The sequence below is a fragment of the Aurantimonas litoralis genome (genome assembly GCF_026153195.1).
In the GTDB taxonomy this organism is placed as follows: domain Bacteria; phylum Pseudomonadota; class Alphaproteobacteria; order Rhizobiales; family Rhizobiaceae; genus Aurantimonas; species Aurantimonas coralicida.
Map to the genome: position 1 here is coordinate 284,391 of NZ_JAPFBM010000002.1, position 23,082 is coordinate 307,472.

At 63.5% G+C, this 23,082-nt stretch carries 20 protein-coding genes; 14 read left to right on the top strand and 6 right to left on the bottom strand.

The features are described 5' to 3' along the window. Positions 1 to 139: 139 nt before the first annotated feature. Entirely contained in the window at positions 140 to 433 is a 294-nt protein-coding gene (locus N7I30_RS06215) for an FCD domain-containing protein (RefSeq protein ID WP_498637492.1), read from the bottom strand. Between the two features lie 714 nt (positions 434 to 1,147). On the opposite strand from N7I30_RS06215, the gene N7I30_RS06220 reads away from it, so the two are divergent. The 13 genes from N7I30_RS06220 to N7I30_RS06280 all read left to right on the top strand — a co-directional run bounded on the left by N7I30_RS06220 (position 1,148) and on the right by N7I30_RS06280 (position 14,222). Beyond that, positions 1,148 to 1,897, top strand: coding sequence for an SDR family NAD(P)-dependent oxidoreductase (locus N7I30_RS06220; RefSeq protein ID WP_475362435.1), 750 nt, complete (start codon positions 1,148 to 1,150; stop codon positions 1,895 to 1,897). Positions 1,898 to 1,966: 69 nt separating this feature from the next. Further along, complete coding sequence (locus N7I30_RS06225; protein WP_498637495.1) at positions 1,967 to 2,818, top strand: transketolase; 852 nt, start codon at positions 1,967 to 1,969, stop codon at positions 2,816 to 2,818. Then, positions 2,815 to 3,840, top strand: a complete 1,026-nt coding sequence (locus N7I30_RS06230) for a transketolase family protein (protein ID WP_475362437.1) — start codon at positions 2,815 to 2,817, stop codon at positions 3,838 to 3,840. The genes N7I30_RS06225 and N7I30_RS06230 overlap by 4 nt, the downstream gene beginning before the upstream one ends. Positions 3,841 to 3,925: 85 nt before the next feature. After that, positions 3,926 to 4,894, top strand: a complete 969-nt coding sequence (locus N7I30_RS06235) for a TRAP transporter substrate-binding protein (RefSeq protein ID WP_475362438.1) — start codon at positions 3,926 to 3,928, stop codon at positions 4,892 to 4,894. Further along, positions 4,894 to 5,457, top strand: a complete 564-nt coding sequence (locus tag N7I30_RS06240) for a TRAP transporter small permease (protein WP_498637497.1) — start codon at positions 4,894 to 4,896, stop codon at positions 5,455 to 5,457. Before N7I30_RS06235 ends, N7I30_RS06240 begins: the two co-directional genes overlap by 1 nt. After that, positions 5,454 to 6,713, top strand: a complete 1,260-nt coding sequence (locus N7I30_RS06245) for a TRAP transporter large permease (protein ID WP_498637499.1) — start codon at positions 5,454 to 5,456, stop codon at positions 6,711 to 6,713. The genes N7I30_RS06240 and N7I30_RS06245 overlap by 4 nt, the downstream gene beginning before the upstream one ends. Positions 6,714 to 6,728: 15 nt before the next feature. Further along, on the top strand, positions 6,729 to 7,613 hold the full coding sequence (locus tag N7I30_RS06250) for an NAD(P)-dependent oxidoreductase (RefSeq protein ID WP_498637832.1): 885 nt from the start codon (positions 6,729 to 6,731) through the stop codon (positions 7,611 to 7,613). A gap of 73 nt (positions 7,614 to 7,686) precedes the next feature. Continuing rightward, positions 7,687 to 8,346 carry a GntR family transcriptional regulator gene (locus N7I30_RS06255; protein WP_475362441.1) on the top strand — a complete coding sequence of 220 codons (660 nt, stop codon included), beginning with the start codon at positions 7,687 to 7,689 and terminating at the stop codon, positions 8,344 to 8,346. Next, positions 8,343 to 9,551 (top strand): CaiB/BaiF CoA transferase family protein, encoded by a 1,209-nt coding sequence (locus N7I30_RS06260; RefSeq protein ID WP_498637501.1) that lies wholly within the window; start codon positions 8,343 to 8,345, stop codon positions 9,549 to 9,551. Before N7I30_RS06255 ends, N7I30_RS06260 begins: the two co-directional genes overlap by 4 nt. A gap of 22 nt (positions 9,552 to 9,573) precedes the next feature. Next, a complete protein-coding gene (locus N7I30_RS06265) occupies positions 9,574 to 10,737 on the top strand; it encodes an iron-containing alcohol dehydrogenase (protein WP_498637503.1) in 1,164 nt (387 codons plus the stop codon). Continuing rightward, positions 10,734 to 11,687: a hydroxymethylglutaryl-CoA lyase gene (locus N7I30_RS06270; RefSeq protein ID WP_498637505.1), complete on the top strand. Its 954-nt coding sequence runs from the start codon at positions 10,734 to 10,736 to the stop codon at positions 11,685 to 11,687. The genes N7I30_RS06265 and N7I30_RS06270 overlap by 4 nt, the downstream gene beginning before the upstream one ends. Then, the gene (locus N7I30_RS06275; RefSeq protein WP_475362445.1) at positions 11,684 to 13,168 is read left to right on the top strand and encodes an aldehyde dehydrogenase; all 1,485 of its coding nucleotides are present in this window, start codon (positions 11,684 to 11,686) and stop codon (positions 13,166 to 13,168) included. The genes N7I30_RS06270 and N7I30_RS06275 overlap by 4 nt, the downstream gene beginning before the upstream one ends. Positions 13,169 to 13,427: 259 nt before the next feature. After that, the gene (locus N7I30_RS06280) at positions 13,428 to 14,222 is read left to right on the top strand and encodes a sugar phosphate isomerase/epimerase family protein (RefSeq protein WP_498637507.1); all 795 of its coding nucleotides are present in this window, start codon (positions 13,428 to 13,430) and stop codon (positions 14,220 to 14,222) included. Between the two features lie 16 nt (positions 14,223 to 14,238). Here the strand turns inward: N7I30_RS06280 and gcvA are convergent, their stop codons facing one another. The 4 genes from gcvA to N7I30_RS06300 form a co-directional block, all read right to left on the bottom strand. Further along, positions 14,239 to 15,144: a transcriptional regulator GcvA gene (gcvA, locus tag N7I30_RS06285; RefSeq protein ID WP_498637509.1), complete on the bottom strand. Its 906-nt coding sequence runs from the start codon at positions 15,142 to 15,144 to the stop codon at positions 14,239 to 14,241. Positions 15,145 to 15,379: 235 nt separating this feature from the next. After that, the gene (locus tag N7I30_RS06290; protein WP_498637511.1) at positions 15,380 to 16,156 is read right to left on the bottom strand and encodes an alpha/beta fold hydrolase; all 777 of its coding nucleotides are present in this window, start codon (positions 16,154 to 16,156) and stop codon (positions 15,380 to 15,382) included. Beyond that, positions 16,111 to 17,043 carry a tyrosine-type recombinase/integrase gene (locus N7I30_RS06295; protein WP_498637513.1) on the bottom strand — a complete coding sequence of 311 codons (933 nt, stop codon included), beginning with the start codon at positions 17,041 to 17,043 and terminating at the stop codon, positions 16,111 to 16,113. The genes N7I30_RS06290 and N7I30_RS06295 overlap by 46 nt, the downstream gene beginning before the upstream one ends. Positions 17,044 to 17,637: 594 nt before the next feature. Further along, the gene (locus N7I30_RS06300; protein WP_498637833.1) at positions 17,638 to 21,273 is read right to left on the bottom strand and encodes a YobI family P-loop NTPase; all 3,636 of its coding nucleotides are present in this window, start codon (positions 21,271 to 21,273) and stop codon (positions 17,638 to 17,640) included. A 684-nt stretch (positions 21,274 to 21,957) separates the two neighbouring features. Between N7I30_RS06300 and N7I30_RS06305 the strand changes: the two genes are divergently transcribed. Next, complete coding sequence (locus tag N7I30_RS06305; protein WP_498637515.1) at positions 21,958 to 22,449, top strand: TIGR02444 family protein; 492 nt, start codon at positions 21,958 to 21,960, stop codon at positions 22,447 to 22,449. A gap of 6 nt (positions 22,450 to 22,455) precedes the next feature. Here N7I30_RS06305 and N7I30_RS06310 read toward each other — a convergent pair whose 3' ends face one another. Next, positions 22,456 to 23,046 (bottom strand): UbiX family flavin prenyltransferase, encoded by a 591-nt coding sequence (locus N7I30_RS06310; RefSeq protein WP_187392697.1) that lies wholly within the window; start codon positions 23,044 to 23,046, stop codon positions 22,456 to 22,458. Between the last annotated feature and the right edge of the window lie 36 nt (positions 23,047 to 23,082).

The following is a 23,082-nucleotide window of genomic DNA, read 5'->3' on the forward strand; positions in this document are numbered from 1 at the left end:
ACAATGACTTGGGATAAATTTGGCTGGGGAACCTGGATCCCCAGCTGGATCAACGCAGCTCGGCCAACCTGACTTCTGATGTCATTTTCGCAGCCAGCGCAGCAGTTTGTGCATCACAAATGTGGCTCGCTTCGGTGCATCAGTCAAGGCGCTGGAGCCGCCGGAGAGCTGGCCGAAGACTATCTGGCCTTGTGCGTCGGCGCTCGCAATGCTCCGCCACCAGTTCGCTGGCGCGGTCGGCGTCGCGTTCCGCCACGGCGTTGGCGATCTGCCGGTGCTCCTCGGTCACGTCACGTTCGTGGCGCTTCAGGTCGACTGAGGCGCAGCAATAGTGCTCGAACTGGTCATGCAGTATGCCGCGCACATTGAGCAACGATTCCGACCCACAAGACGATACCGTGGCGAAGTGGAAATCGCGGTTGGCCGTTTCCATTCCGACAGAGTTTCGTGGTCGTCGGATGGGATCCGGGCATCAAGCTTGCCGAGCCGGTAGGCCGCAGCAACGATGCGGGACTCCCACATCGCGTCGCCCTTCTCGATCGTCATCCGCAGCATCTGCAGTTCGATGGCGGTGCGTGCGGTTCTCAGATCCTCGAAATTTGCCGCTTCGAGCGGCGCCACGGCAAAGCCGCGATTGTCGGTGGCGATGACAAGGCCCTCGGCTGCCAGACGCTAGAGCGCTTCGCGCAGAGGCATCGGCCCCGACGGCGTAGATCAAGCTCAGCCGTTCGATCCGCGGACGTTTCGCGGGTGGTCGCACTCCCGGCGATGATTTAGGTGGGCAGCTGACGATAGGCCGCGTAGGTCAGCGGCATGCCGGTGTCCGGCTTCAAAGGCCGTCTCCAGCGTACATCCGTGGCGGCCTCCTCATCGACCATTCGCGTCCTGTTTTCGCCCCGGTACCCGTGGCGTGGCACGCCGCCATTCGCATGCTTTTCTTCCGGCTGGCGGCGACCTTGTCGCAGCTTCGCTCAGCCGTGACCTCCAGAATGACGAACTAGGCAACTGTTTTCTCGGCGCCTTTCCTAATCTGACATGAGATGGATTCATGTACACGGCCACGGAATGCATTTGTTCCTCGCCCAACATGCCGACAAGCTTAAGGGAGCGACACGCCCCGCAGAGGGTGACGAGGGAGAACGAATTCATGCTTCTGGCCGGCAAATGCGCGATGATATCGGGAGCGGCAAGCGAACGCGGGATTGGGCTTGCAACGGCGCGTCGCATGGCTGCCGAAGGCGCCCGCATCGTCATCCTCGACCTTGATGGCGAAGCGGCCGTGCGGGCCGCGGCATCGCTCGGGGCAGACCATCTTGGCTTGCGCTGCGATGTCACCAAAGCCGACGAGTGCGCGGCGGCCGTGGCCGAGGCTGTCGCCGCCTGCGGCCGTATCGATATCCTGATCAACAATGCCGGCATCACCCAGAAGATCAAGCTGCTCGACATCGATCTTGCCGACTGGTCCCGGATCACCGACGTCAACCTGACCGGTGTTTTCCTGCTCAGTCAGGCCGTCATTCCGCACATGCAGTCGTCGGGCGGCGGCTCCATCGCCTGCATGTCATCGGTCTCCGCCCAGCGCGGCGGCGGCATCTTCGGCGGCCCGCACTATTCCGCCGCCAAGGCCGGCGTCCTTGGGCTGGCGAAGGCCATGGCCCGGGAGTTCGGACCGGACGGCATCCGCGTCAATTGCGTCACGCCCGGACTGATCGAGACGGACATCACCGGCGGCATGCTGACCGACGAGATGCGCACCGAGATCCGCAAGACCATTCCCCTCGATCGTCTCGGCACGGCCGACGACGTAGCCGGCATCTTCCTGTTCCTGGCGTCCGACCTGTCGGGCTACGTCACCGGCGCGACCATCGACGTGAACGGCGGCATGCTCATTCACTAGCAGGCGTCGGCAGCGGGCCGCACGGCTCGGCCACGACGCTCATCCACCCTTCCGGAGAGTTCCGCTCGGATGACGACCCCAGACACTGCCAAACTGTCGAACGTCACGCTCGCCGAACGCGCCTATCGCATCCGCCGTCATGCGGTGCGGATGGGCGAGGTGCAGGGCCAGGGCTATGTCGGTCAGGCCCTCGGCATCGCCGACGTTCTCGCCGTCGCCTATTTTCATGCGCTCACCTATCGGGCGGACGACCCGGAATGGGAGGAGCGCGACCGCTTCCTCCTGTCAATCGGCCACTACGCGATCGCCCTCTACGCCGCCCTGATCGAGGCCGGGATCGTGCCGGAGGACGAGCTCGAGACCTATGGCAGCGACGATTCCCGTCTGCCGATGTCCGGCATGGCACTCTACACGCCCGGCATGGAGATCACCGGTGGCTCGCTCGGCCAAGGTCTGGGAATTGCCGTCGGCATGTGTCTCGGCCTCAAGCGCAAGCGATCCCGGTCCTTTGTCTACAACCTTCTGTCGGACGGTGAACTCGACGAAGGCGCGACCTGGGAGGCGGCGCTGTCTGCGCCGCATCACCGCCTCGACAACCTGATCGCGATCGTGGACGTCAACAACCAGCAGGCGGACGGCCCCTCTACGCGCATGCTCGGCTTCGAACCGCTGGCGGACAAGTTCGCCGCCTTCGGCTGGTTCGTTCTGCGCGTCGACGGAAACGACCTGGAAGCCGTGCGCGATGCCTTCGACGCGGCACGGACCCATGTGGGTGCGCAGCCCCGGATCATCATCTGCGACACCAAGATGGGCCGCGGCGTGCCGTTCCTGGAAGCCCGCGAAAGCGCCCATTTCATCCGCGTCGACCCCGACGAATGGCAGCTTGCGCTCGACGCTCTGGACGAAGGACGCGCGCAATGACCGTTAAGAACCGCGACGCAGGGGCCAATGCTGGCAAGGCGCCGGCCAAGCGCCTGACGACATCTGCGATGATTGCATCGCTGGCAGCCGAGGGACAGGCGACCGTATCGGCGCCCTTCGGCCATGCGTTGAATGCGCTTGCCGCAGAACGGGACGACATTGTCGGCCTTACTGCGGATCTCGCCAAATATACCGATCTGCATGTCTTCGCCGAGGCGTATCCGGACCGCTTCTACCAGATGGGAATGGCTGAGCAGTTGCTGATGAGCGCGGCGGCCGGGCTGGCGCGCGAGGGTTTCATGCCCTTCGCGACCACCTATGCGGTCTTCGCGTCCCGCCGGGCCTACGATTTCATCTGCATGGCGATCGCCGAGGAGAAGCTTGACGTCAAGATCTGCTGCGCGCTGCCGGGCCTGACGACCGGTTACGGTCCAAGCCATCAGGCGACGGACGACGTGGCGATCTTCCGGGCCATGCCGAACATGGCGATCGTCGATCCCTGCGACGCGCGCGACGTGGAGACGGCCGTGCCGGCGATCGCCGCCCATAAGGGCCCGGTCTACATGCGCCTGCTGCGCGGCAAGGTGCCGATGGTCCTCGACGAGTACGGATACGAGTTCGAGTTCGGCAAGGCCAAGCTGCTGCATGGCGGCGATGACGTCCTGTTCATCTCCACCGGCATCCTGACCATGCGGGTCCTGGAGGCCGCGAAAATGCTGCGGGCCGACAAGATCGACGCGGCCGTACTGCATGTCGCGACGATCAAGCCGCTCGATCTGGACACCATCGTGCGGGAGGCACGGAGGTCCGGACGGCTGGTGGTGGTGGCAGAGAACCATTCGATCATCGGGGGGCTCGGCGAGGCGGTCGCGACCGGCCTTCTTCGGGCCGGTGTCGCCCCGACGTTCCGCCAGATCGGTCTGCCGGACGAATTCCTTGACGCAGGCGCGTTGCCGACGCTTCACGACCGCTACGGTATTTCAGCAACGGCCATCGTGGAAGCCGTGAAACGCTGGATTTGACTGCGTATCCCAACCGGTATACCAGTTCGAAAGCTGACCTTCGGGTCGGTGCAAGTGCAGTCGCAACACTTCATGGGAGGAAAACATGAAAAAGTATCTGGTGGCGTTGGCCGCGGTCATGGCGCTCAGCGCCGGACCCGTCGCCGCGCAGCACAAGCTCGCTCACAATGCGGCGCCGGGTAATCCCAAATGGGACGCCTCGGAACGGTTCGCCGAGTTGGTGGAGGAGAAGACCGAAGGCCGTGTCACCATCGATGTCGGCGGCAACGCTCAGTTCGCGGAAGATGCCGAGGCCCTGACGAACATGCGTCTCGGGACGCTTGCCTTCAGCGCGAACTCGCAGGGCCCGATGTCGGCTATCGTCCCGCAGTTCTCGCTGCTCGGGCTCCCCTTCCTGTTCGAAGACCTGCCGCAGGCATGGGAGGTGGTGGACGGCCCCTTCGGTGACAGCCTGAAGGGCCTCGCGGAAGAGCAGGGCCTCCTCGTTCTGGCCTTCTGGGACAATGGCATCCGCCAGACCAGCAACAACGTCCGGCCGATCGCGGCGCCGGCCGATCTCGCCGGCCTGAAGATCCGCACGCCGCCGGACCCGATCACCGTCGACATTTTCAATGCCCTCGGTGCCAGCCCGACACCGCTCGCCTTTTCGGAGCTGTACATCGCGCTGGAACAGGGTGTGGTCGACGGCCAGGAGAACCCGCTGATCAACATCTGGTCGTCCAAGCTCTACGAAGTCCAGAAGTACATTTCGCTGACCGGGCACAAGTACGAGGCGACGCTGCTTCTGGCCAGCAAGACCGTCTTCGACAGCTTCTCCGAGGAGGATCAGGCCGCGATCCGCGAGGCCGCGAAGGAAGCCGGCGAGTACAATCGGCAACGCTCGCTGAACGATGAGAAGGAGCTTCGCGCCAAGCTCGAGGAAGCCGGCGTGGCGTTCAACGAAGTCGACAAGCAGCCTTTCGTCGACGCCACCCAGGCCGTCTACGACCAGTGGCGTGAGAAGTATCCCGAAATGGTCGACCAGGTCGTGGAAGCAACGGCTGCGGCGAAGTAATGACCAACGGTCGCATTGACCAGCATGGCAAGGCGGGATCTCCCGCCTTGCGCCTTGCGGGCTGGGTGGACCGGATCGTGACGGTCGCCGCGGCCACCGTCGCCCTCAGCTCGATCATCGCGATCTTCCTCGCGCTGCTCGCTGAGGTGCTCATCCGCTACCTGACGACCCGCGGCCTCGGCTGGCCGACGGAGGTTCCCAATATCCTGTTTCCCTGGCTGGTGATGGGCGGGATCGTTCTGGCGGCCCATCGCGGCGCCCACATCGCCGTCTCGATCCTGTTGTATGCGCTGACACCTGCTGCCGCGAAGATCCTTCTCGCCGCCATGCAGATCCTGGTCGCGGCGACCTTCATCTTCCTGTCCTATGCCTCGATCGCGGTCGTGCAGATCACCGGCAATCAGCTGTTCCCGGTCACCGGCATTCCGCAACTCTACGCCTATTCGTCGATGTTCTTCGGCTTTGGCGGAATTGCGATCATTTCCCTGGTGACGCTCGTCAGGGTTCTCCACGCGACAGATCCGCGTTCGGTGCTCGATGAAAGTGCGGAGGCTTCCGTATGACCGTCTTCATGGTGGCGGTCTTCGCCGTCCTTCTGATCCTCTCCTTTCCGGTCGGCTACGCCCTGATCATTGCCTCGGGCTCTGCGGTGCTGTTCCTCGGCGGCGTCCCGTCCGTCATCGCGGTCGTCAAGCTGTTCCAGCCGACCCAGAGCTTCCCGCTCCTGGCGATCCCGTTCTTCATCCTGTCGGGCTCGCTGATGATGTCCGGCACGCTCGGTCGCAAGCTGGTCGAGTTCGCCGCTGCCCTGGTTGGGCGCTTCCATGGCGGGCTCGGACAGGTCAGCGTCGTCGGCTCGACCATCTTCGGCGGCGTCTCGGGCTCCGCCGTCGCCGAAGCGTCGGCGCTCGGCTCGATGCTGATCCCCTGGCAAAAGCGCGAAGGCTATCCCCCCGCCTTCGCCGCCGCGGTGACCTCATCCTCCTCCGTCATTGCCGGGCTGATCCCGCCCTCGATCCCGCTGATCATCTATGCTGCGGTATCAAACGCCTCGATCGCCTCGCTGTTCGTTGCGGCGATCCTGCCGGGCCTGATGCTGGCCTCGGGCATGATGATCGTCTGCTACGCCAGCGGCCGCCTGCGCGGCTTCCCACGGCTGCTTCCCGAGGAAGGCCGGCCGACGATCCTGCGGGTCATCCTCGCCTCGGCACCAGCCCTGTTGATGCCCGTCTTCATCGTCGCACTGCTGCGCCTCGGCGTCGCGACGCCGACCGAGGTCAGCGTCATCGCAGTCGCCTATGCGCTCGTCGTCAGCAGTGTGCTCTATCGCGACCTTACGATCGCACGGATCAGGACAGCGCTCATCGAAACGGTGGTCACCACCGGCGTCGTCATGCTGGTGATCACCGCGTCCAATCTCGTCGCCCACGTGCTGATCACCGAGCGCGTGCCCAGCACCGTCGCGACATGGGCAATGGAAACGCTGAAGGAGCCTTGGCTGATCATCCTCGCGATGAACCTGATCATGCTCGTGGTCGGCATGTTCCTGGACCTGCCGGCGGCAATCCTGCTTCTCGGCCCCACCTTCGTCGCCATTGGCCAGGCGATCGGCATCGATCCGATCCAGCTCGGCATCATGGTGGCGGTCAATCTGTCGATCGGCCTGTTCACACCGCCGATCGGAACGACCCTGTTCATCGGTGCGGCAATCGCCAGGGTGCCGATCCAGACCGTCGCGCGTGAACTCTGGCCCTTCTACCTCGTCGCCCTGACGGTGCTGGCGCTGATTTCCTACGTCCCCGCATTCACCCTCTACTGATGACCGGAAGTGGATATACCGTTGCGTGAGATCGCATTCATCGGCCTGGGTTCCATGGGGCTGCCCATGGCCATCAATCTCGCCAAGGCCGGCTACGCGGTGCGTGGCTTCGACATGCGCCGGGCGGCCATGGATGCGCTGGTCGACCATGGAGGCAGTGCCTGCGATGATATCGGCGCTGCCTGTTCAGGCCTCGACACGCTGTTCCTGATGGTCGTCAATGCCGACCAGGCGGTCGAGATCCTGTTCGACGGCGGGGCCTTGGACGCGCTTGCGCCGAGCAGCACCGTCTGCCTGATGTCGACCTGCCCCCCCAGCGCGGTCGAAAGCCTTGCGGAACGGGTCGGCAATGCCGGGCACGCCTTCGTCGACTGCCCCGTCTCGGGCGGCGTCGCAGGCGCGAAAGGCGCAACCCTGACGATGATGGCGGCCTGCCCGGCCGATCTCTTTGCCGCAATACGGCCGGCACTGACCGTCATGGGGTCGAAGCTATACCATGTCGGCGAGAAGCCCGGTCAGGGCGCGGTGGTGAAGTCGATCAACCAGTTGCTGTGCGGCGTCCATCTTGCGGCCGCCGCCGAGGCGATGGCGCTCGGCGGGAAGGTCGGACTCGACCGGGACGTCCTGTTGGAGATCGTCGGCGGATCGGCCGCGTCCAGCTGGATGCTGCGCGATCGCGGGCCACGCCTGCTTCAGGCAGATCCTAGCATAACCAGCACGGTCGACATCTTCGTCAAGGACCTCGGTATCGTGATGGAGGCCGGCCGCGATGCGAAGGCTGCGGTCCCGCTGGCCGCTCTCGCTCATCAGTTGTTCCTGGCGGCATCCGGCGCAGGTGATGGCGCCGCCGACGATAGCCAGGTGATCCGTTCGTACCAGAGGCTCAACGCGATGGGATAGCAATTGACCCGCCCGCAATACGTGGTATACCAATCGGTATTCCATCTCGAACCAGGGTGTGTCCTTGTCCCAGATGCATCAGCTCTACGAGCAGATCCGCAATGATATCATGTCGCTGGCCTTCCCCCCAGGCGAGCGGTTCAGCGAACGCGTTCTAGAGACGCGTTACAGCGGCTCGCGAACGCCGATCCGCGCAGCGCTGGCGCGGCTCGAAGTCGACGGCCTCGTGCAACGCGATGACCGCGGCTGGACCGTCACGCCTCTCTCTTTCCAGGAAATCGAACTCGCATCGGAGTTTCGGGGGGCCGTCGAACGGGAAGCCGTCGCGCTGGCCTGCAAGCGGGCGAGCGCGTCCGAAATCGATGCGATCGAAGAAATGGTCGTGTCCATCGACATGGACATGTCGTTCGACGAATGGCATCGCGCAGGCCGTGACTTCCACGTCGAACTGGCGCGCCTGTCCGGCAATGGCTTCTTCGTGCGCGCCATCGAGGACGTCATGACCCGACTTGGCCGGGCGCGCTGGCTGGAGATCCGCACCGAGATCGGTCGCGAACGCACGGTGACGGAACACTGCAGAATTCTGGATCTCGTCCGTCGGGGCGATGTCGAGGCTGCGGCGCGGGCTGTTTCGCTGCATGCCGAAAGCGCACAGGCCCGTCACGTGGAGGCGCTGATGGACGTCGCCCGGCGCAATGGCGGATTGGTCGTGGTCGGCGGAGGCCAGGCATGACCGGGTCCGCACGGTCCGGCTCTCTCGCCGGCCTGAAGGTCGTCGAAATGGGATCCTTCATCGCCGGGCCGTTCTGCGGGCAGTTGCTTGCGGATCAAGGCGCCGACGTCATCAAGATCGAACCGCCGACCCGTGGCGATGCGATGCGCCAGTGGGGCGCCGTCCAGCACGAGGGCAAGTCCCTCTGGTGGCCCGTCATCGCCCGCAACAAGCGCTCGCTCACGCTCGATCTGCGCAAACCGGCGGGTGCCGAGATCGCCGCGCAACTGCTGGCGCAGGCCGACATTCTGGTCGAGAACTTTCGCCCCGGCACTTTGGAAAAATGGGGTATGGCGCCGGCGCTCCTGCAAGAGCGGAATCCCGGGCTGATCATCGCCAGGGTGTCGGGCTTCGGGCAAACCGGGCCCTATGCCAAGCGCGTCGGCTTCGGCGCCATCGCCGAAGCGATGGCGGGGATGCGCGCCATCGGCGGTTTTCCCGATCGCCCTCCGCCCCGTACCGGCCTTTCGATCGGCGACAGTCTCGCAGGCATGTTCACCACGATCGGCATCCTGTCGGCGCTGAATGCGCGGCGGGAAACGGGTCGCGGCCAGATTGTCGATGTCGGCATCACCGATGCCGTGTTGGGGGTCATGGAAAGCGTGGTGTCCGAGCATTCGGCAACCGGCGCAATTCGCCAGCGCGTGGGGACCGGCCTGCCGGGGATTGCTCCGTCCAATCTCTATCCGACCCTGGACGACGCATGGATCCTGATTGCTGGAAACGGCGACGCCATCTTCCGCCGGCTGGCGGCGGTCATGGGCGAGCCGCAACTCAGCGACGATCCCCGCTTTGCCAGCCATCGCGCCCGCGGCGAGCACCAGCAGGAACTGGACGGCATTGTCGCCGGCTGGACCCGGACCCGGTCGCTGGCCGACCTGTTGGTGCTGCTCGAAGAGAACGGCATCCCCGCCGGCCCGGTGGCCGATGCCGCCGAACTGTCTCAAAATGCGCACTTCAGGGAGCGTGGGGCGCTCGTCGAGATCGACACCCCGGACTATGGCGCCCTCACCATGCAGGGTGTCGTGCCACGCCTGTCGGAAACGCCGGGCGCGATCCGTTGGGTCGGCCCGACCCTCGGTGAACACACCGACCAGGTGCTTGCCGGCGACCTGGGGCTTGAGCCCGAAGCCATCGCTAACCTGCGCAATCTGGGCATTGTCTGACAACTCAGCAGTAGGAACGATCATGAGTATGGCGAGTGCCACGGCCTTCGGTGCCATCGAACGCATCGTGCATGGCCGCGGCCAGATCGCGGCTGTGGCCGCGGAAGTGGACAGGCTGCGCGGGACGAAAATCCTGCTGGTGACCGATCCGGGGCTGGTTCGGGTTGGTATCGCCGGTACGGTGCAGCAATTGCTGAGCGCCTATGCTGTCGAGACCTTCACCGACGTCGAGCCGGATCCGAGCATCGAGACCGTGACCGCCTGCGCCGATTACGCACGGCGTTCGGGCTGCGACCTCGTCATCGGACTTGGCGGCGGCAGTGCCCTCGACGTCGCCAAATGCGCGGCGGCAATGGTGAACAATCCGGGAGAGGTGCGGGACTATCTGGGGATCGACAAGGTGCCCAACCCGGGCGTCGCCAAGATCCTGATCCCCACCACGGCCGGCACCGGAAGCGAGGTGACGAATGTCGCTGTTCTCAGCCTGAAGGCCGAGCAGACCAAGAAGGGTATCGTCAGCCGTCATCTGCTCGCAGATGTCGCCATCCTCGATCCGGAACTGACCGTGGGTCTGCCTTCCGCCGTGACCGCGGCCACGGGCATGGATGCCCTGACCCATGCGATCGAGGCCTATGTCTCCCGCTTCGCCCAGCCGCTGACGGATCATTTCGCCCTGTCCGCAATCGCGATGATCGCCGGATCCCTGAGAACCGCCGTGCACAACGGCGCCGACCTCGCGGCCCGCGAAACGATGCTGACCGCCAGCCTCTACGCCGGCCTCGCCTTCGGCAGCGCGGCCACCGGCATGGTGCATGGCCTCGCCATGCCGCTCGGCGGCCAGTTCAACATTCCGCACGGCGTCGCCAATTCGGTGCTGCTGCCGCATGTCATGCGCTGGAATCTGGTCAGCGCGGTGTCGCGCTACCGGGAGATCGCCGTGGCCATGGGCGAGAGGGTCGACCACCTCTCGCATCGCGAAGGGGCCGAGCGCGCCGTTGTTGCCGTCGAGGCGCTGTCCAGGGATATCGGCATTCCGGCCCATCTCGACGATCTCGCCATCCCTCGCGACGCGATCGCCGCCTTGGCACGCGATGGGATGACCAACGAACGACAGATCCGGCCCAATCCGCGGGATGTCACCCAGGATGGTCTCGTCAGCATTCTCCAAGGAGCGTTTCGCCCATGAATATGAACCTGTCCGCGAAGGTGCGCATCGTCGAGGTGGGTCCGCGTGACGGCCTCCAGAACGAGCCGAAATACCTGCCGACCGACCAGAAGATCGAACTCGTGCGCCGCCTCGCCGCAGCGGGACTGACCGAGATCGAGGTCACCTCCTTCACCCATCCCAAATGGATCCCGAACCTCGCAGATGCGGAAGAGGTGACGCGCGCCGTCGCCGACCTGCCGATCACGCCCTTCGCGCTGATCCCCAACCGCCGCGGTCTCGACCGGGCGATGGCCGCCGGGGCCAAGGGTGTGACGCTGGTGGTCTCGGTGACCGATGCCCACAACACCGCCAATCTCAACCGCACCACCGAAGCCTCGGTCACCGAATTGCTGGAGCTGGAGGCCGAGGCCCGGCAGGCCGGCCTGAAGACCCGCGTCTCCCTGTCGGTGGTGTTCGGCTGCCCCTTCGACGGCGCCGTCGCGCCGGAGCATGTGGCCGAGATCGCCAGCCGCTTCGTCGAGGCCGGAGCGCCACGCATCGGCCTTTGCGACACGATCGGCGTTGCCAATCCCAAGCAGGTCCATGCCCTGTCGACGCTGATGCTGAACCGGTTCCCGGACACCGAGTTCGAGCTGCATCTGCACGACACGCGCGGCCAGGCGCTGGCCAACACGCTGGCCGGACTGCAGGCCGGCATCCGGTCCTTCGACGCGGCGGTCGGGGGCCTCGGCGGTTGTCCCTACGCGCCGGGCGCGACCGGCAATTCGGCCACAGAGGACGTGGTGGCGATGCTGCATGCGATGGATGTCGCCACCGGCGTCGACCCAGCCGGCCTCCTCGACGCTGCCGGGCTCCTCGCCGACTGGCGGGACAAGCCTCTCGACAGCGCCGCCTGGCGGACGGCCACAGCCGGCTGCGTCAAGGACAGCAAGCAGCCGAACACCACAGAGCGCAGGGCAACGGCATGACGCAGACATATCAGCTCTTCATCGACGGTCAGTATTGCGACCCGGCTGGCGGCGAATGGTTCGACACCATCAATCCCTATACCGGCGAGACATGGGCCCGGATTCCGCGGGGCGGCGCAGATGACGTCGACCGTGCGGTGAAGGCAGCAAAACGGGCTCTGGAGGACGGCCCCTGGGCGACGATGTCCGCCTCGCACCGCGGCAAGCTGATGCGGCGGCTGGGCGATCTTGTCGCCGCCAATGCCGACCGGCTCGCCGAAACCGAGGTGCGCGACAACGGCAAGCTCCTTGCCGAAATGGCTGGCCAGGTCCGTTATCACCCTGAGTGGTGGTACTATTTCGGCGGCCTCGCCGACAAGATCGAGGGCTCGGTGATCCCGGTCGACAAGCCCGATCTCCTGACCTACACGACGCAGGAACCCGTGGGTGTGGTTGCCGCGCTGACGGCCTGGAACTCGCCGCTGCTCTTCATCGCCTGGAAATGCGCACCGGCGATCGCCGCCGGCTGCACGGTGGTCATCAAGCCGTCCGAATTCACCTCCGCCAGCACCCTCGAATTCATGGAACTGACGAGGCAGGCCGGCTTCCCCGATGGCGTCTTCAACGTCGTCACGGGCTTCGGCGCGGAAACCGGGGCGCGACTGGTCGAGCATCCCGACGTCGCCAAGATCACCTTCACCGGCTCCGACACCACGGGACGGGCAGTCTATCAGTCCGCCGCCAAGGGGCTGAAGCGGGTGTCGCTGGAACTTGGCGGCAAGTCGCCGAACATCGTCTTCGACGATGCGGATCTCGACGCGGCGGCTGCGGGCGTGGTCTCGGGCATCTTCGCGGCGACCGGCCAGACCTGCATCGCCGGATCGCGGTTGCTGGTGCAGAATTCGATCCGCGACCAGCTGGTGGACAAGCTGGTCGCCATGGGCCGGACCGCCGTGATCGGCAACCCGATGCTGCCGGACGTCAACATCGGTCCGGTGACCACACCGCCCCAGTACCAGAAGATCATGGACTACATCGACGTGGCGCGGGCCGAAGGCGCGCGTTGCGTGCTGGGCGGCCAGCGGGCTTGCGGTCCGGATCTCGACCAGGGGCTCTTCGTGGAGCCGACGATCTTCGTTGACGTGACCAACGACATGCGGATCGCGCAGGAAGAGGTCTTCGGCCCGGTGCTCTCGGTGATCGGCTTCGACGACGAGGCCGATGCGGTCCGGATCGGAAACGACGTGATCTACGGTCTGGCCGCCGGCGTCTGGACGAAGGACATCGGTCGTGCGGTCCGGATGACCAAGGCCCTGAAGGCTGGCATGGTCTGGGTGAACACCTATCGCGCCGTCAGCTACATGGTGCCGTTCGGCGGCATCAAGAGCTCCGGTCTCGGGCGCGAAAGCGGCCTGCACGCGATCGACGAGTTCCTGGAGACCAAGAGCGTCTGGATTTCGACGTCCGACACACCCCCGGCCAATCCCTTCATCCAGCGATGAGCGAGCCCTGGATTCATCCGGACAGATGAGCTGACATCATCTAAGGTCGGCGCCAATACATTTGTCGCCGGCCGGCTGGATGGGCATGGAGGAATTCTGTTCAGGCGAAAGGTGATTCCATGGTCCATCCAGCAACATTCCATGAGAGATCGAGGCGCGCCGGTCTCGCAGTCGTGGCCGGCAGCTCCGGGGGCCACGCATGAGCGCCCGCACTGTCTCGGTGTCCACCGCACCCTATGACGGCCACCCGCTACCGGTCGTGCTCGACAGCCTTGCGGCATGTGGAGCGACCCATGTGGAACCGGCTTTCATCGTCGGTTACACCGAACCCTTCGACGAAACCGCCTTTGCTCCGGCCGAAGCCGACAGATATCGTCGCGCCATCGAGGCCAGCGGGCTGGGTTGCCTTGTCATGTCCTCGCATATCGATCTTGGCAACACCGATGCCGTCGATGTCTTCGCTGGCCGGATGGGGTTCGCCCGGGACATTGGCGCCTCGATCATCCTCACCAATGCCGCCCGGCGGCAACATTCGGCCGCCTTCGAGGAAAATCTCGCAGCATTGCTGCCATTGGCCGAAGAGCGCGACCTGATCATCGCGCTCGAGAATCCCGGCGACGGAAGCGACAATCTGTTCAACCTGGCCGCCGACGGCGTGGCCATGGTCGAGCGCTTCGCCTCGCCCCGTCTCCGACTGAACTACGATGCGGCCAACACCGCCTCGCACCGCCCGACCGTGAACGCCACCACCGATGCCATCGCCGCGCTGCCCGCCAGCGCGCATATGCACCTGAAGGATGTCCGACGCACCGCCGAAGGCTGGTTCTTTCAGCCGCTCGGTCGGGGAGACATCGACATGCCGCGCCTGTTCGCCGCGCTCGCACGCCATCGTCACCTGCCGGTCAGCCTGGAACTTCCCCTGCGGCTGCACCGCGGACCCGACGCCCAGCCGATACGGCAGGCCGCACCCGTGGCGCTGGAGACGATCGAACAGGCCATCGCCACGTCGCTGGCCCTGATCCATCAGAGCCTGCCGACATCCGCCGTTCGATGACGATGCCTGTGGTTCCCTACCCCGCCCCCACTTCGGCGAAGAGCCATTTGCGGAACGCCGCGATCTTTTCGATGCGGGCTCGCGAACGCAGATAGACGAGGCTATGGCACGTCAGACGGGGGCCGGCATCACCGAAGGGCAGCACCAGTCGGCCTGCGGCAATCTCGCGGTCAACGAGGAGGCGGCTCTCGAGGCAGACGCCGAGGCCATCCAGGGCAGCACTGATCGAAAGAAACGAGCGGTCGAACCGCGATCCGCGCTCGAGATCGAGGTCGACGTCATTGTCGCGGGCCCAATCATTCCAGCGATAGAGATTGACCTCCGAATGGATCAACGAATGACGGACAAGATCTGCCGGTTCGCGGATGCCGTTCGGCCCCTCCAGCAGTGATGGCGCACAGACCGCGACGATGGGTTCGCGCGGCAGCGGTTCGATCGCCAGGCCTGCCGCCGGCACCACGGTGCCGTAGCGAATGTCCAGATCGACGGCGCCGTGCGACAGGTCCACAGGCTCGCTGGACGCGTTCAGCCGAACGTCGAGGACCGGTGCCTGCGCATTGAACCGCATGATCCGCGGCATCAGCCACTGGGTGGCAAGGCTTGGCACCGAATGGATGGTCAGGATATCCCGTTTGCCGCGACGGGTAAGGTCCCGTGTAGCAGCTTCGAGCTGTCCGAAGGCTTCCCCCACTTCGGCGGCGTATCGCCGGCCGACATCGGTCAGGACGATACGACGGTTGGTGCGGTGGAAGAGATCGTCGCCGACCTCCTTCTCGAGTGCGCGGATCTGGTGACTGATCGCCGAGGGTGTCACCCGCAGTTCCTCGGCCGCACCCTGGAACGAGCCGAGACGGGCTGCTGATTCAAACGCCTGGATGGCCCGCAAGGGAGGAATTTCGCGCATCAGCGCATTTCGCCCCAATTCGCCCCAAGAGCAAGGGATGCGGTTCCACGAAAACTGATCCCAAAAAAGGGCAGAAGCGCCCAGTCGAGGAAAGGCCGAAGGGCGCCGAAAGCGGACCGGCAACTTTCTGGACGGTATGGCCGATAGCTGTCGTGCCGCTCACGACCCAATTGTCGCCGTTCGGAATGCTTCTGTCCCCGCCCGAAACCTGTCGTTCGTTCAACTCTCACACCGGCGGCATTGCGGTGAGACATCATTGAGTCGCGGCAATAATGACGGCGACAGTTTCTTCCGGCATGTCCCACATGGGAAAGTGGCCGCTGGATTCGAACCAATGCAGATCGGCGGAAGGAAAAGCGGCTTTTGCCCGCGCCGCCTGCCTTGACAGACATAAACGATCATGCCGGCCCCACCCAATCACGATCCGACCGGTGGCATCGGCGGCAGGACCGGTCTGCTCGGGACCGCTCGCAAGGTCACGGACCAGTGAGTGGAATGTCGATGTGGTGCTGAAACTCGCCAATTCCGTCGCAACTACCTCCGGATCGAGCGCCCAAGGATGCGCGGATAGTTGTGCTAGCAGCGCAGTGCGTGACGCCGCATTCTTGCTCAGCATTGGCAGGCCGGGCCGGAATGCCCGGAGCAATCGCCCGGAAACTCCTATGGTGATCTTGAAGAAGGTTCGTTCCCACCCCCGCCAGAAGCCGCCCGGATCGAGCGCAACCACGTTGCCGACATTGCCGCGTCGAGCGAGTTCGAGCACGATCCGCGCGCCCATCGAGCTGCCGACAACGTCGATCCCTGCCAGTCCGTTGTCCGCAATATAGCGCTCGACGCTGCTGACAAGACCGTCGAAAGTCCCGCTGTCGTGCTCCGCAGGGGTGGCCCCATGCCCCGGGAGGTCAATCGCGATCACCGTTCGATTGACGCTAAGTGCATCCAGGATCGTGCTCCACGATTGCCAACTTCCGCCGAGGCCGTGGACTAGTAGCAGCTTGCGGCCCGTGCCCCGTTCAATCTGGTTAAGCATGTTGCTTCCCTTGTTACCTTAGATCGCTGAACGATCGCTATCCGCATTCGGGGCCAGTGATCACCACGTCTCCGCGCGGCCGTCACCTTGCTGCAGGTGTTCCGACAGCCGGCTTCCCGCACAAGCCAGGTAAGACCGTTAATGTTCCTGGTCCGCTTCCGGGCACGGTCAGTGTGCGGCCCGACGCGCTTGGGGATATCGGCCGCCCGCGCCGCCTCGACCACGACACGATGGATCTGGCGGGTCGAGATCGGCTGATCCCAGCTCTGGCCGGGAAACAGCCAGCCCTCACGGTGAAGGATGCCCTGCCGGTGCCCCTCGACCCACCACTCGCGTAGCAAGGCCAGGAGATCGGCCGAGAGGATGGCGTTGCGATCGCGCCCGCCCTTGCCACGCTCGACGCGCAGCAGCATCCGGGTGGAGTCGACGTCGCCGACCTTCAGGCTCGCCACCTCGGAGGCGCGCAAGCCCGCGCCGTAAGCGACCGAGAGCGCCGCCAGATGCTTCAGGCAGACGGTGGCGCCGAGCAGACGGCGCACCTCGTCGGGGCTGAAAACATTGGGTAGGCTGCGGGGATAGCGCAGGTGCACCAGCTTGCGGGCGAGATCGGGACGGTCGATCGTCTGGATAAAGAAGAAGCGCAGCGCCGAAACGATGGCGTTCATCGTCGGCACACCGAGACCAGCCTTTTGGAGAGCAATCTGGAAGCGGCGCAGATCCTCGGCGCTAGCCGTATCGGGCGAGCGCCCGAGAAACGAGGCAAGGCGCCCGACGTCGCGCAGATAGTTGCGCTGCGTCTCCATCGAGAAGCGGCGCATCGACATCTCGGCGATCAGGCGCTGGCGCAGCGGGCTGACCGACGCTGCGGGAACAGGCAGGGTGTTCATGGGAAGGCTCCGTTCGGGTGAAGGAGCCAGGATCGTCCGCCCGCACCGGGCAACGCTCAATCAGCGCAAGGCGCTCGCGTCAGTCCCAACAACGAAGCCGCCGCCCATCCCGCGGAAGCGGGTTCGTTCTTCCACCCAAACCAGAAAGAATTTCCAGCGGCGTCGATGGGCCGAAAGCGGACAGGCAGCCCTTGGACATACAAAAACGATCGCTGCCATTCCGCTCATAGACCGAACGGCAGCAAATCGCCTGACTGCCCGGCGGTCCGCTTTGAGTATATCTCAAGCGGACCAAGCGATTACACGCAGGAAAGTGGGACGCGGCAGCTTCGCGCCTTAATCTCGGTCATTCAGTCAATCGCGCGCCGATGCCGAAAGCTGACGTCTGGTTGTGCATCGCGATTAACACGATTGGGGGATTACGGCTCAGCCGCTTCCGAGCAATTCTCTTCGTAATCAGCCGTTCGTCCAGAAATTCCTGCGGCACTATGTCCGCTAAAAATCACAGCCTCGTCGCTGCGGGATTGATCGGGCATGGCGGGGAGATTGAAGCGATGGCGGGCACGGCCGAGCCAACCCAACCAATCTGCGAAGCTACTTCCGGAACATGTTAAGGCGTATGTCGTCGTCGAAAAAGCCGCCCTGCTTCCAAGATGAGATGAACTTTCGATCCTGCAGCCACGAAGCGAATGCGCGATTGACCTCGCTATCCTCAATCCTGGGTGTCGCCCAGCCCGGTCGGATTTCGGGCATCGGATCTGGAAGCAATGCCAACAAGTCCCTTACCTTCGCATCCTCCAGACGATCCTGAAGCATGTTGAAGAGCGAGATCTGCGTCTCGAGGGGGCGGGAATGCAGTATGACCGCGTGCATTTCCTCCGCGTCCAGGTTCTCAACGACGACGCCCGTGCGGGCGAGGATGCGGCCGACGAGAGCGGCCCGCGAGGGCATGTCGTGCAGCACGGATAGATCCATCGAGCGAATGATCCTCAGGAAGCTGTCATCCGCGATGTCGGCGCCGAGGAGCCGCTCCTTCAGTTCCTCGCTTACATCCAACTCGTCCTCGAGCCTGAACAACTCGTCGATGTTGCCGGTCACAAAGGCGGCCGCCAGCGAGACGTCGTCTTCAAGCTGCGCTAGGGCACCAGCCGAGAAGGTTACGCGGTTGAACTTGACCAAAGACTGGCGCTTTTCCTCGTCGAGGCTTTCCGGGAACGACTTGAAGCGGGTTGGCAGGACCTCCAAGTAGGCTTCGTAAGCTCTATCGCTCAGCGCATTGTTCTCGACGATGAACTTGCGCAGAGGGAACGCGGCGTCTCCGCCGGGAAGCCCATGGCGGCCAAGCGCCGCTACCGTATGCGGCCGGTCGAGGAAGTCCGTTAGGATGTCCGCGTCGAATGTCTCCTGTCCGATGAAGAAGACGCAGTTGTCCCACGTCGGCTCGATCTTCCCCATCTCGACCAGCGCGGCGTGATAGTTCGATGGGACCTGCTCCATCTCGGGGAGAAGGATCGTCTGACGTTCGAGGAAGCGGAGGATGAGGTCGCGATCTACATCCGTACGGGCTAGAATGCGCAGTATCGCGGGGACGCCTTCAGATCGGTTATCCGGCAACTGGAGCAGCACGTGCTTCAGATATTCGCCGAACTGGCGCTCGACCTTCGACAGCAGCGGTTCGCCTCCCGCTTCGAGGACGAGGGTGTAGTTCCGTTCACGCAACCGTCCGTCGCCCTTGATGCCGAGAACGGCCTCGAACACGAACTCTAAGTTGCTGACGGAAAGCTCGTAGAGCCTCCGTTCGTAGAGCATTCGGACGAACCCGGGATGGGATTCCAGCGTGGACAGGTCGGCGACCTCAAAGTTGAGCGACCGTAGACGCTCGGGAGCGATGTCGATTCCGAGCGCGAGGATCGCGGATAGGTCCGACGCCAAGAAGTCTTTGAGCTCGGGATGACCTTCGGCGAGTGTCTCCAACTGCCTTACTGGCAGGTGGCTCAGAATCCTGGCCACGTGGGTCTGAGCGGCCGAACTGGCTAAAACGCCCTGCACAAAACCTTGCCAGCCAGACGCCAGCCTGGACAGCAGCGTCGTGACCTCCTTGCCGCTCGCGTAGTAGGCGGCGAGGAACTCCTCGCACTCGTCGAAGTCGGACGCGATGAAGCCGATGAGGCGTGACGTTTGGGAAGCGTAGGAGGGCGGATCGGCGAGCAGGGAATCCACGATCCTGACGTTGAGGGCGTAGGTCCGCCCGAAGTCCTCGTCGCGCATCGCGAGGATTACCTCTCGGGCGTTATCGATCTGGAAGTTCGGATCGGGATTGCTGAAGCCGCGTATCCGGATCAGGAACTTGTTGTCGCTCGGCGAGAGCCGGCCAGAGTGGAAAAGCGAGGTGTATTGGTAGTAGGTGTCGTCGAGGTAGCCCTCAAGCACCAGAAAGCGCGCTAGATCGGCATTGTCTCCGAACGCTCCGAACATATCGACGAGCAGTTCCGAGCTCTCCCGGAGGATCTCGTTGAACTTCATCATCCGCACGCGCGATAGCTTCGCTCTGAGCTCGGCGATCGTCCTGGTGATGCTCTCCCTGGCGGCGGCGGACCTGCCCTCGACTAGAGACGCGCGCTGCGCGAACGTTGCCCCACTTTTCAGCTTCTCCGAAAGACCGCTAAGCGATATGCGCTGACGCCCATAATGGGGACCGCTGACGAAAACATAATCCGAGGCCAGAAGCGCATCCAGGCTCTCGCTCTTCAGCAGCCCCGTCACCGGAATCTGGCTGTTCTGATTGGCTCCGACGTGGGTGGTGCCTTCAGGGATGATTCCGATAAGCGCCATCGCGTAGATGGCGCGTAGCTCAGCCATATCCTCGGGCAGCTGGCTATCGTTGGCCTCCACGATCGCCTCAAGACGGACGATCTCGGCGATTAGGCTGGCCTCGCTACTCGCGATATACCTCTCGTGACCATGCAGGATCTCCGCCAGGTCGCCCCGTCCACGGTGGAGCTTCTCGAAGTCGCTCGGGAACACGTTCTTATAGATCAGGACGGCAAGCAGCCTAGTCGCGTCGAGGTTGGTTTCGCCCTCCGGCTCGAGGTTCGCGACGTATATGGCGTACTCGTTGAAGATGTTCTGGATGAGCCTGAGGTCGTTGAGATACCTGGACACTTCCCGCACAAACTGCTTGTCCAACCTGCCGTCGATAGAGAGGCGCTTCCCCTGCTCGAGCACCTTATCGATCGAGTTAGAGCTGTTGATGATCGGGATGACTGGGATGATGAACTCGAAGAACTTGGTCCGGTCGGTGCTGACGAAGATGTCGTCCCGAATGGCGTAGAGGAAGCGAACCTTCCGTCTCACCCCGATGTTCGCGTTCACGAGACTGTTTATCTCACGCAACGTCACGAAGATTTCCGAATTGTTGAACCTATCCAGGTCCTCGATCACGACTAGGTCGTATCTCGTCGATTGGAAGAAGTAGATGATCTCGTCGAGGTGACGGTTGAGTATCGACTCCTCGGTCACCGCGTTGGGTGAGATCTCGATGTCCTTAAGCGAGATGCTCTTCAGCGAGATGCCGAAGCTGGCGATGTAGATCTGGTGGAAGATCAGCCAGAGAAAGCCCCCTCCGAACGCGAAGACGAGCAGGTTGAACAGATTATCCAGTCCGAAGGGCTGGAAATACGCGCCCGACAAAATCGCGTCGCGCTTCTGGATCAGCTGCCAGCATGCGACGAGACCCAGGACGGTGAACAGCGAGACGACGGACGCCCACCGGCCCGGCGACTGGATCCGCTTGAACCGCGAGAGTGGCAGCCTGTTCGCGTCGGCACCGTACAGCATCTGCTGGAGGATGCTCCGCTCGATCTCCTGTCTGCTCACCGTCAGGGTGCGCCGCTCGATCTCCTGCCGGCCCTCCTCGCCCATGGAGGGGGCGGCATCGGACAAAAAAGCGGCCAAGGAGATCTGTAGGACATCCTTATCATAGCTCTTCAGGAACGACTTGATGATGCTACTTTTACCAGACCCGTAGGGACCGGTAAGGGCGATGTTCAGGACGCGCGGGTTGTCGGTGGCCTCGATCAAAGCGCCAGAATAAACGCCCGCCTCATCCGCCTGATCAGTGGGAGCCAGATCGACGAACCTCGATTTGCGCCCTTCCTCGTCCGGTCGTTTCTTCAGCCATTTCGCCGACGAGATGAGCCACTCCGCTAGCTTGGTCCGAAGGTGCGACAAGATCGCGAGCTCCTTGCATCGATTAAGGACGTTCGGTTCAGCTGACGGTCCGTTGTCGCCTCCCTCGGATTCGTCAATCACATTTTCGCCGGTACGTTTTGAGTGTGCTTTTCGCAGACTGGGTAATTCGCCGTCTTCTGAGTATGCGTAGACCACGTAAAAAGGACCGACGGCAAGGAGACTACCCAAAGCGGACCGAGCGAAAAACGTTCATTAGCATGACAGGAGGTCACCTTCACCGTTACGCAAAATTTCGCGTGGCTGGCTTGGTGTCCGCTTCCGGAAACTAGAAGGTGCGCCGTGAATGACCGGGATGGGCGCTTAGCTGCCGCCCCCAGCCGCAATCGAGCCTTTGCCGATCCCATAACCGAGCGCGGAACTGCGACGTTCACGCACAAAATTTTCCATCCGACTGGCGGACGGAACGGGGCGGCTGCCGTACGAGTGCGAGGAGCCCCGGTACAGGGGATGCGCAGTTTATATGCGCAGCAAACCCCGTTCGGTGTCGGGCGTAATGCGTCATAGCGGTACGATCGGACGCATGACCTGCCAGTGCGGCGACCCTAACTGGCACCATGATCTGCTTTGCGGTTGCGAGCGCGATATGCCGCGTCGTGTAGAGGGCGATCCGCTATATCGCGGGGAAGCGCCTAAGCCGCGCATTGCAAACAGGATTGCCGCCCGATGAGCGCTTCGAAAGACGTCTTGCCGCTTTGGGAGTGGACATTGAAGCGCTACCGCCGCAACGGTGTCGCACAGCTTTGCCTGGCTCAGCAGGAGCGTTACGGCGCCGACGTCAATCTTCTCTTCCTAGCCCTTTGGCTCGGGGCCCGCGGACAGAAATTAGGCTCGCAGGACGATCCCGCCGCGATAGTCGCGGCATGGCACGAAACCGTCGTCATGCCACTTCGCAGTGCGCGTCGCGCAATGAAAGGCTGGCCAATGCCGCAGGAGGGCCCGACGCATAAGGACCGCGACAGCGTCCGGGCAAAGATTCAGGCGGCAGAGATAGAGACAGAGCGGCTGGAACTCGCTCTCCTGGCAAGCTGGGCGGCTAGCGCCGTGTTGGCCGAGGCCGAGGCCGGTGTCGACACAGCCCTCAACAATCTTCGCCGCGTCCTGCCCATGGCGGCCGACGACCCCGACCTGGCGCGGCTGGCGGAACTTTGCCGCTGAGCTACGTCAATTTCCCGTATCTTTCCAGCGCCGTACCGTGCCAAGATCGATGTCGAAAAGATCGAGAACCCTGCCGATCGTATGGTCGACCATGTCCATTAACGACAGAGGCTTGGAATAGAAGGCGGGAACCGGGGGGGCGATGATCGCGCCCATCTCCGACAACTGCGTCATCGTCCTCAGGTGGCCGGTATGAAGCGGTGTCTCCCGCACCATCAGGACCAGGCGTCGCCTCTCCTTCAGCATAACGTCAGCCGCACGGGTCAAAAGCGTCGACGTCACTCCACTGGAGATTTCCGACATCGAACGGATCGAGCAGGGCGCGACGATCATCCCCATTGTCCTAAAGGAACCCGACGAGATCGAGGCTGCGATGTCTTCCTGCCGCCATGCCACGTCGGCAAGGGCTCGAATAGCCGCAATCTTCATGTCGGTCTCGTAGGCTGCGGTAACCTCCGCCGAGCGCGACATGACGAGATGCGTCTCGATGGGCGTCTTGCGCAAGAGTTCGAGCAGTCGGATGCCGTAGATCGTCCCCGATGCGCCGGAAATGCCGATAACAAGCCTTCGGGTTGGCACTTTTGCGCTGTCGGTCATCGTCATTTCCCATGATAGTCGAAATCGAGGTGACCA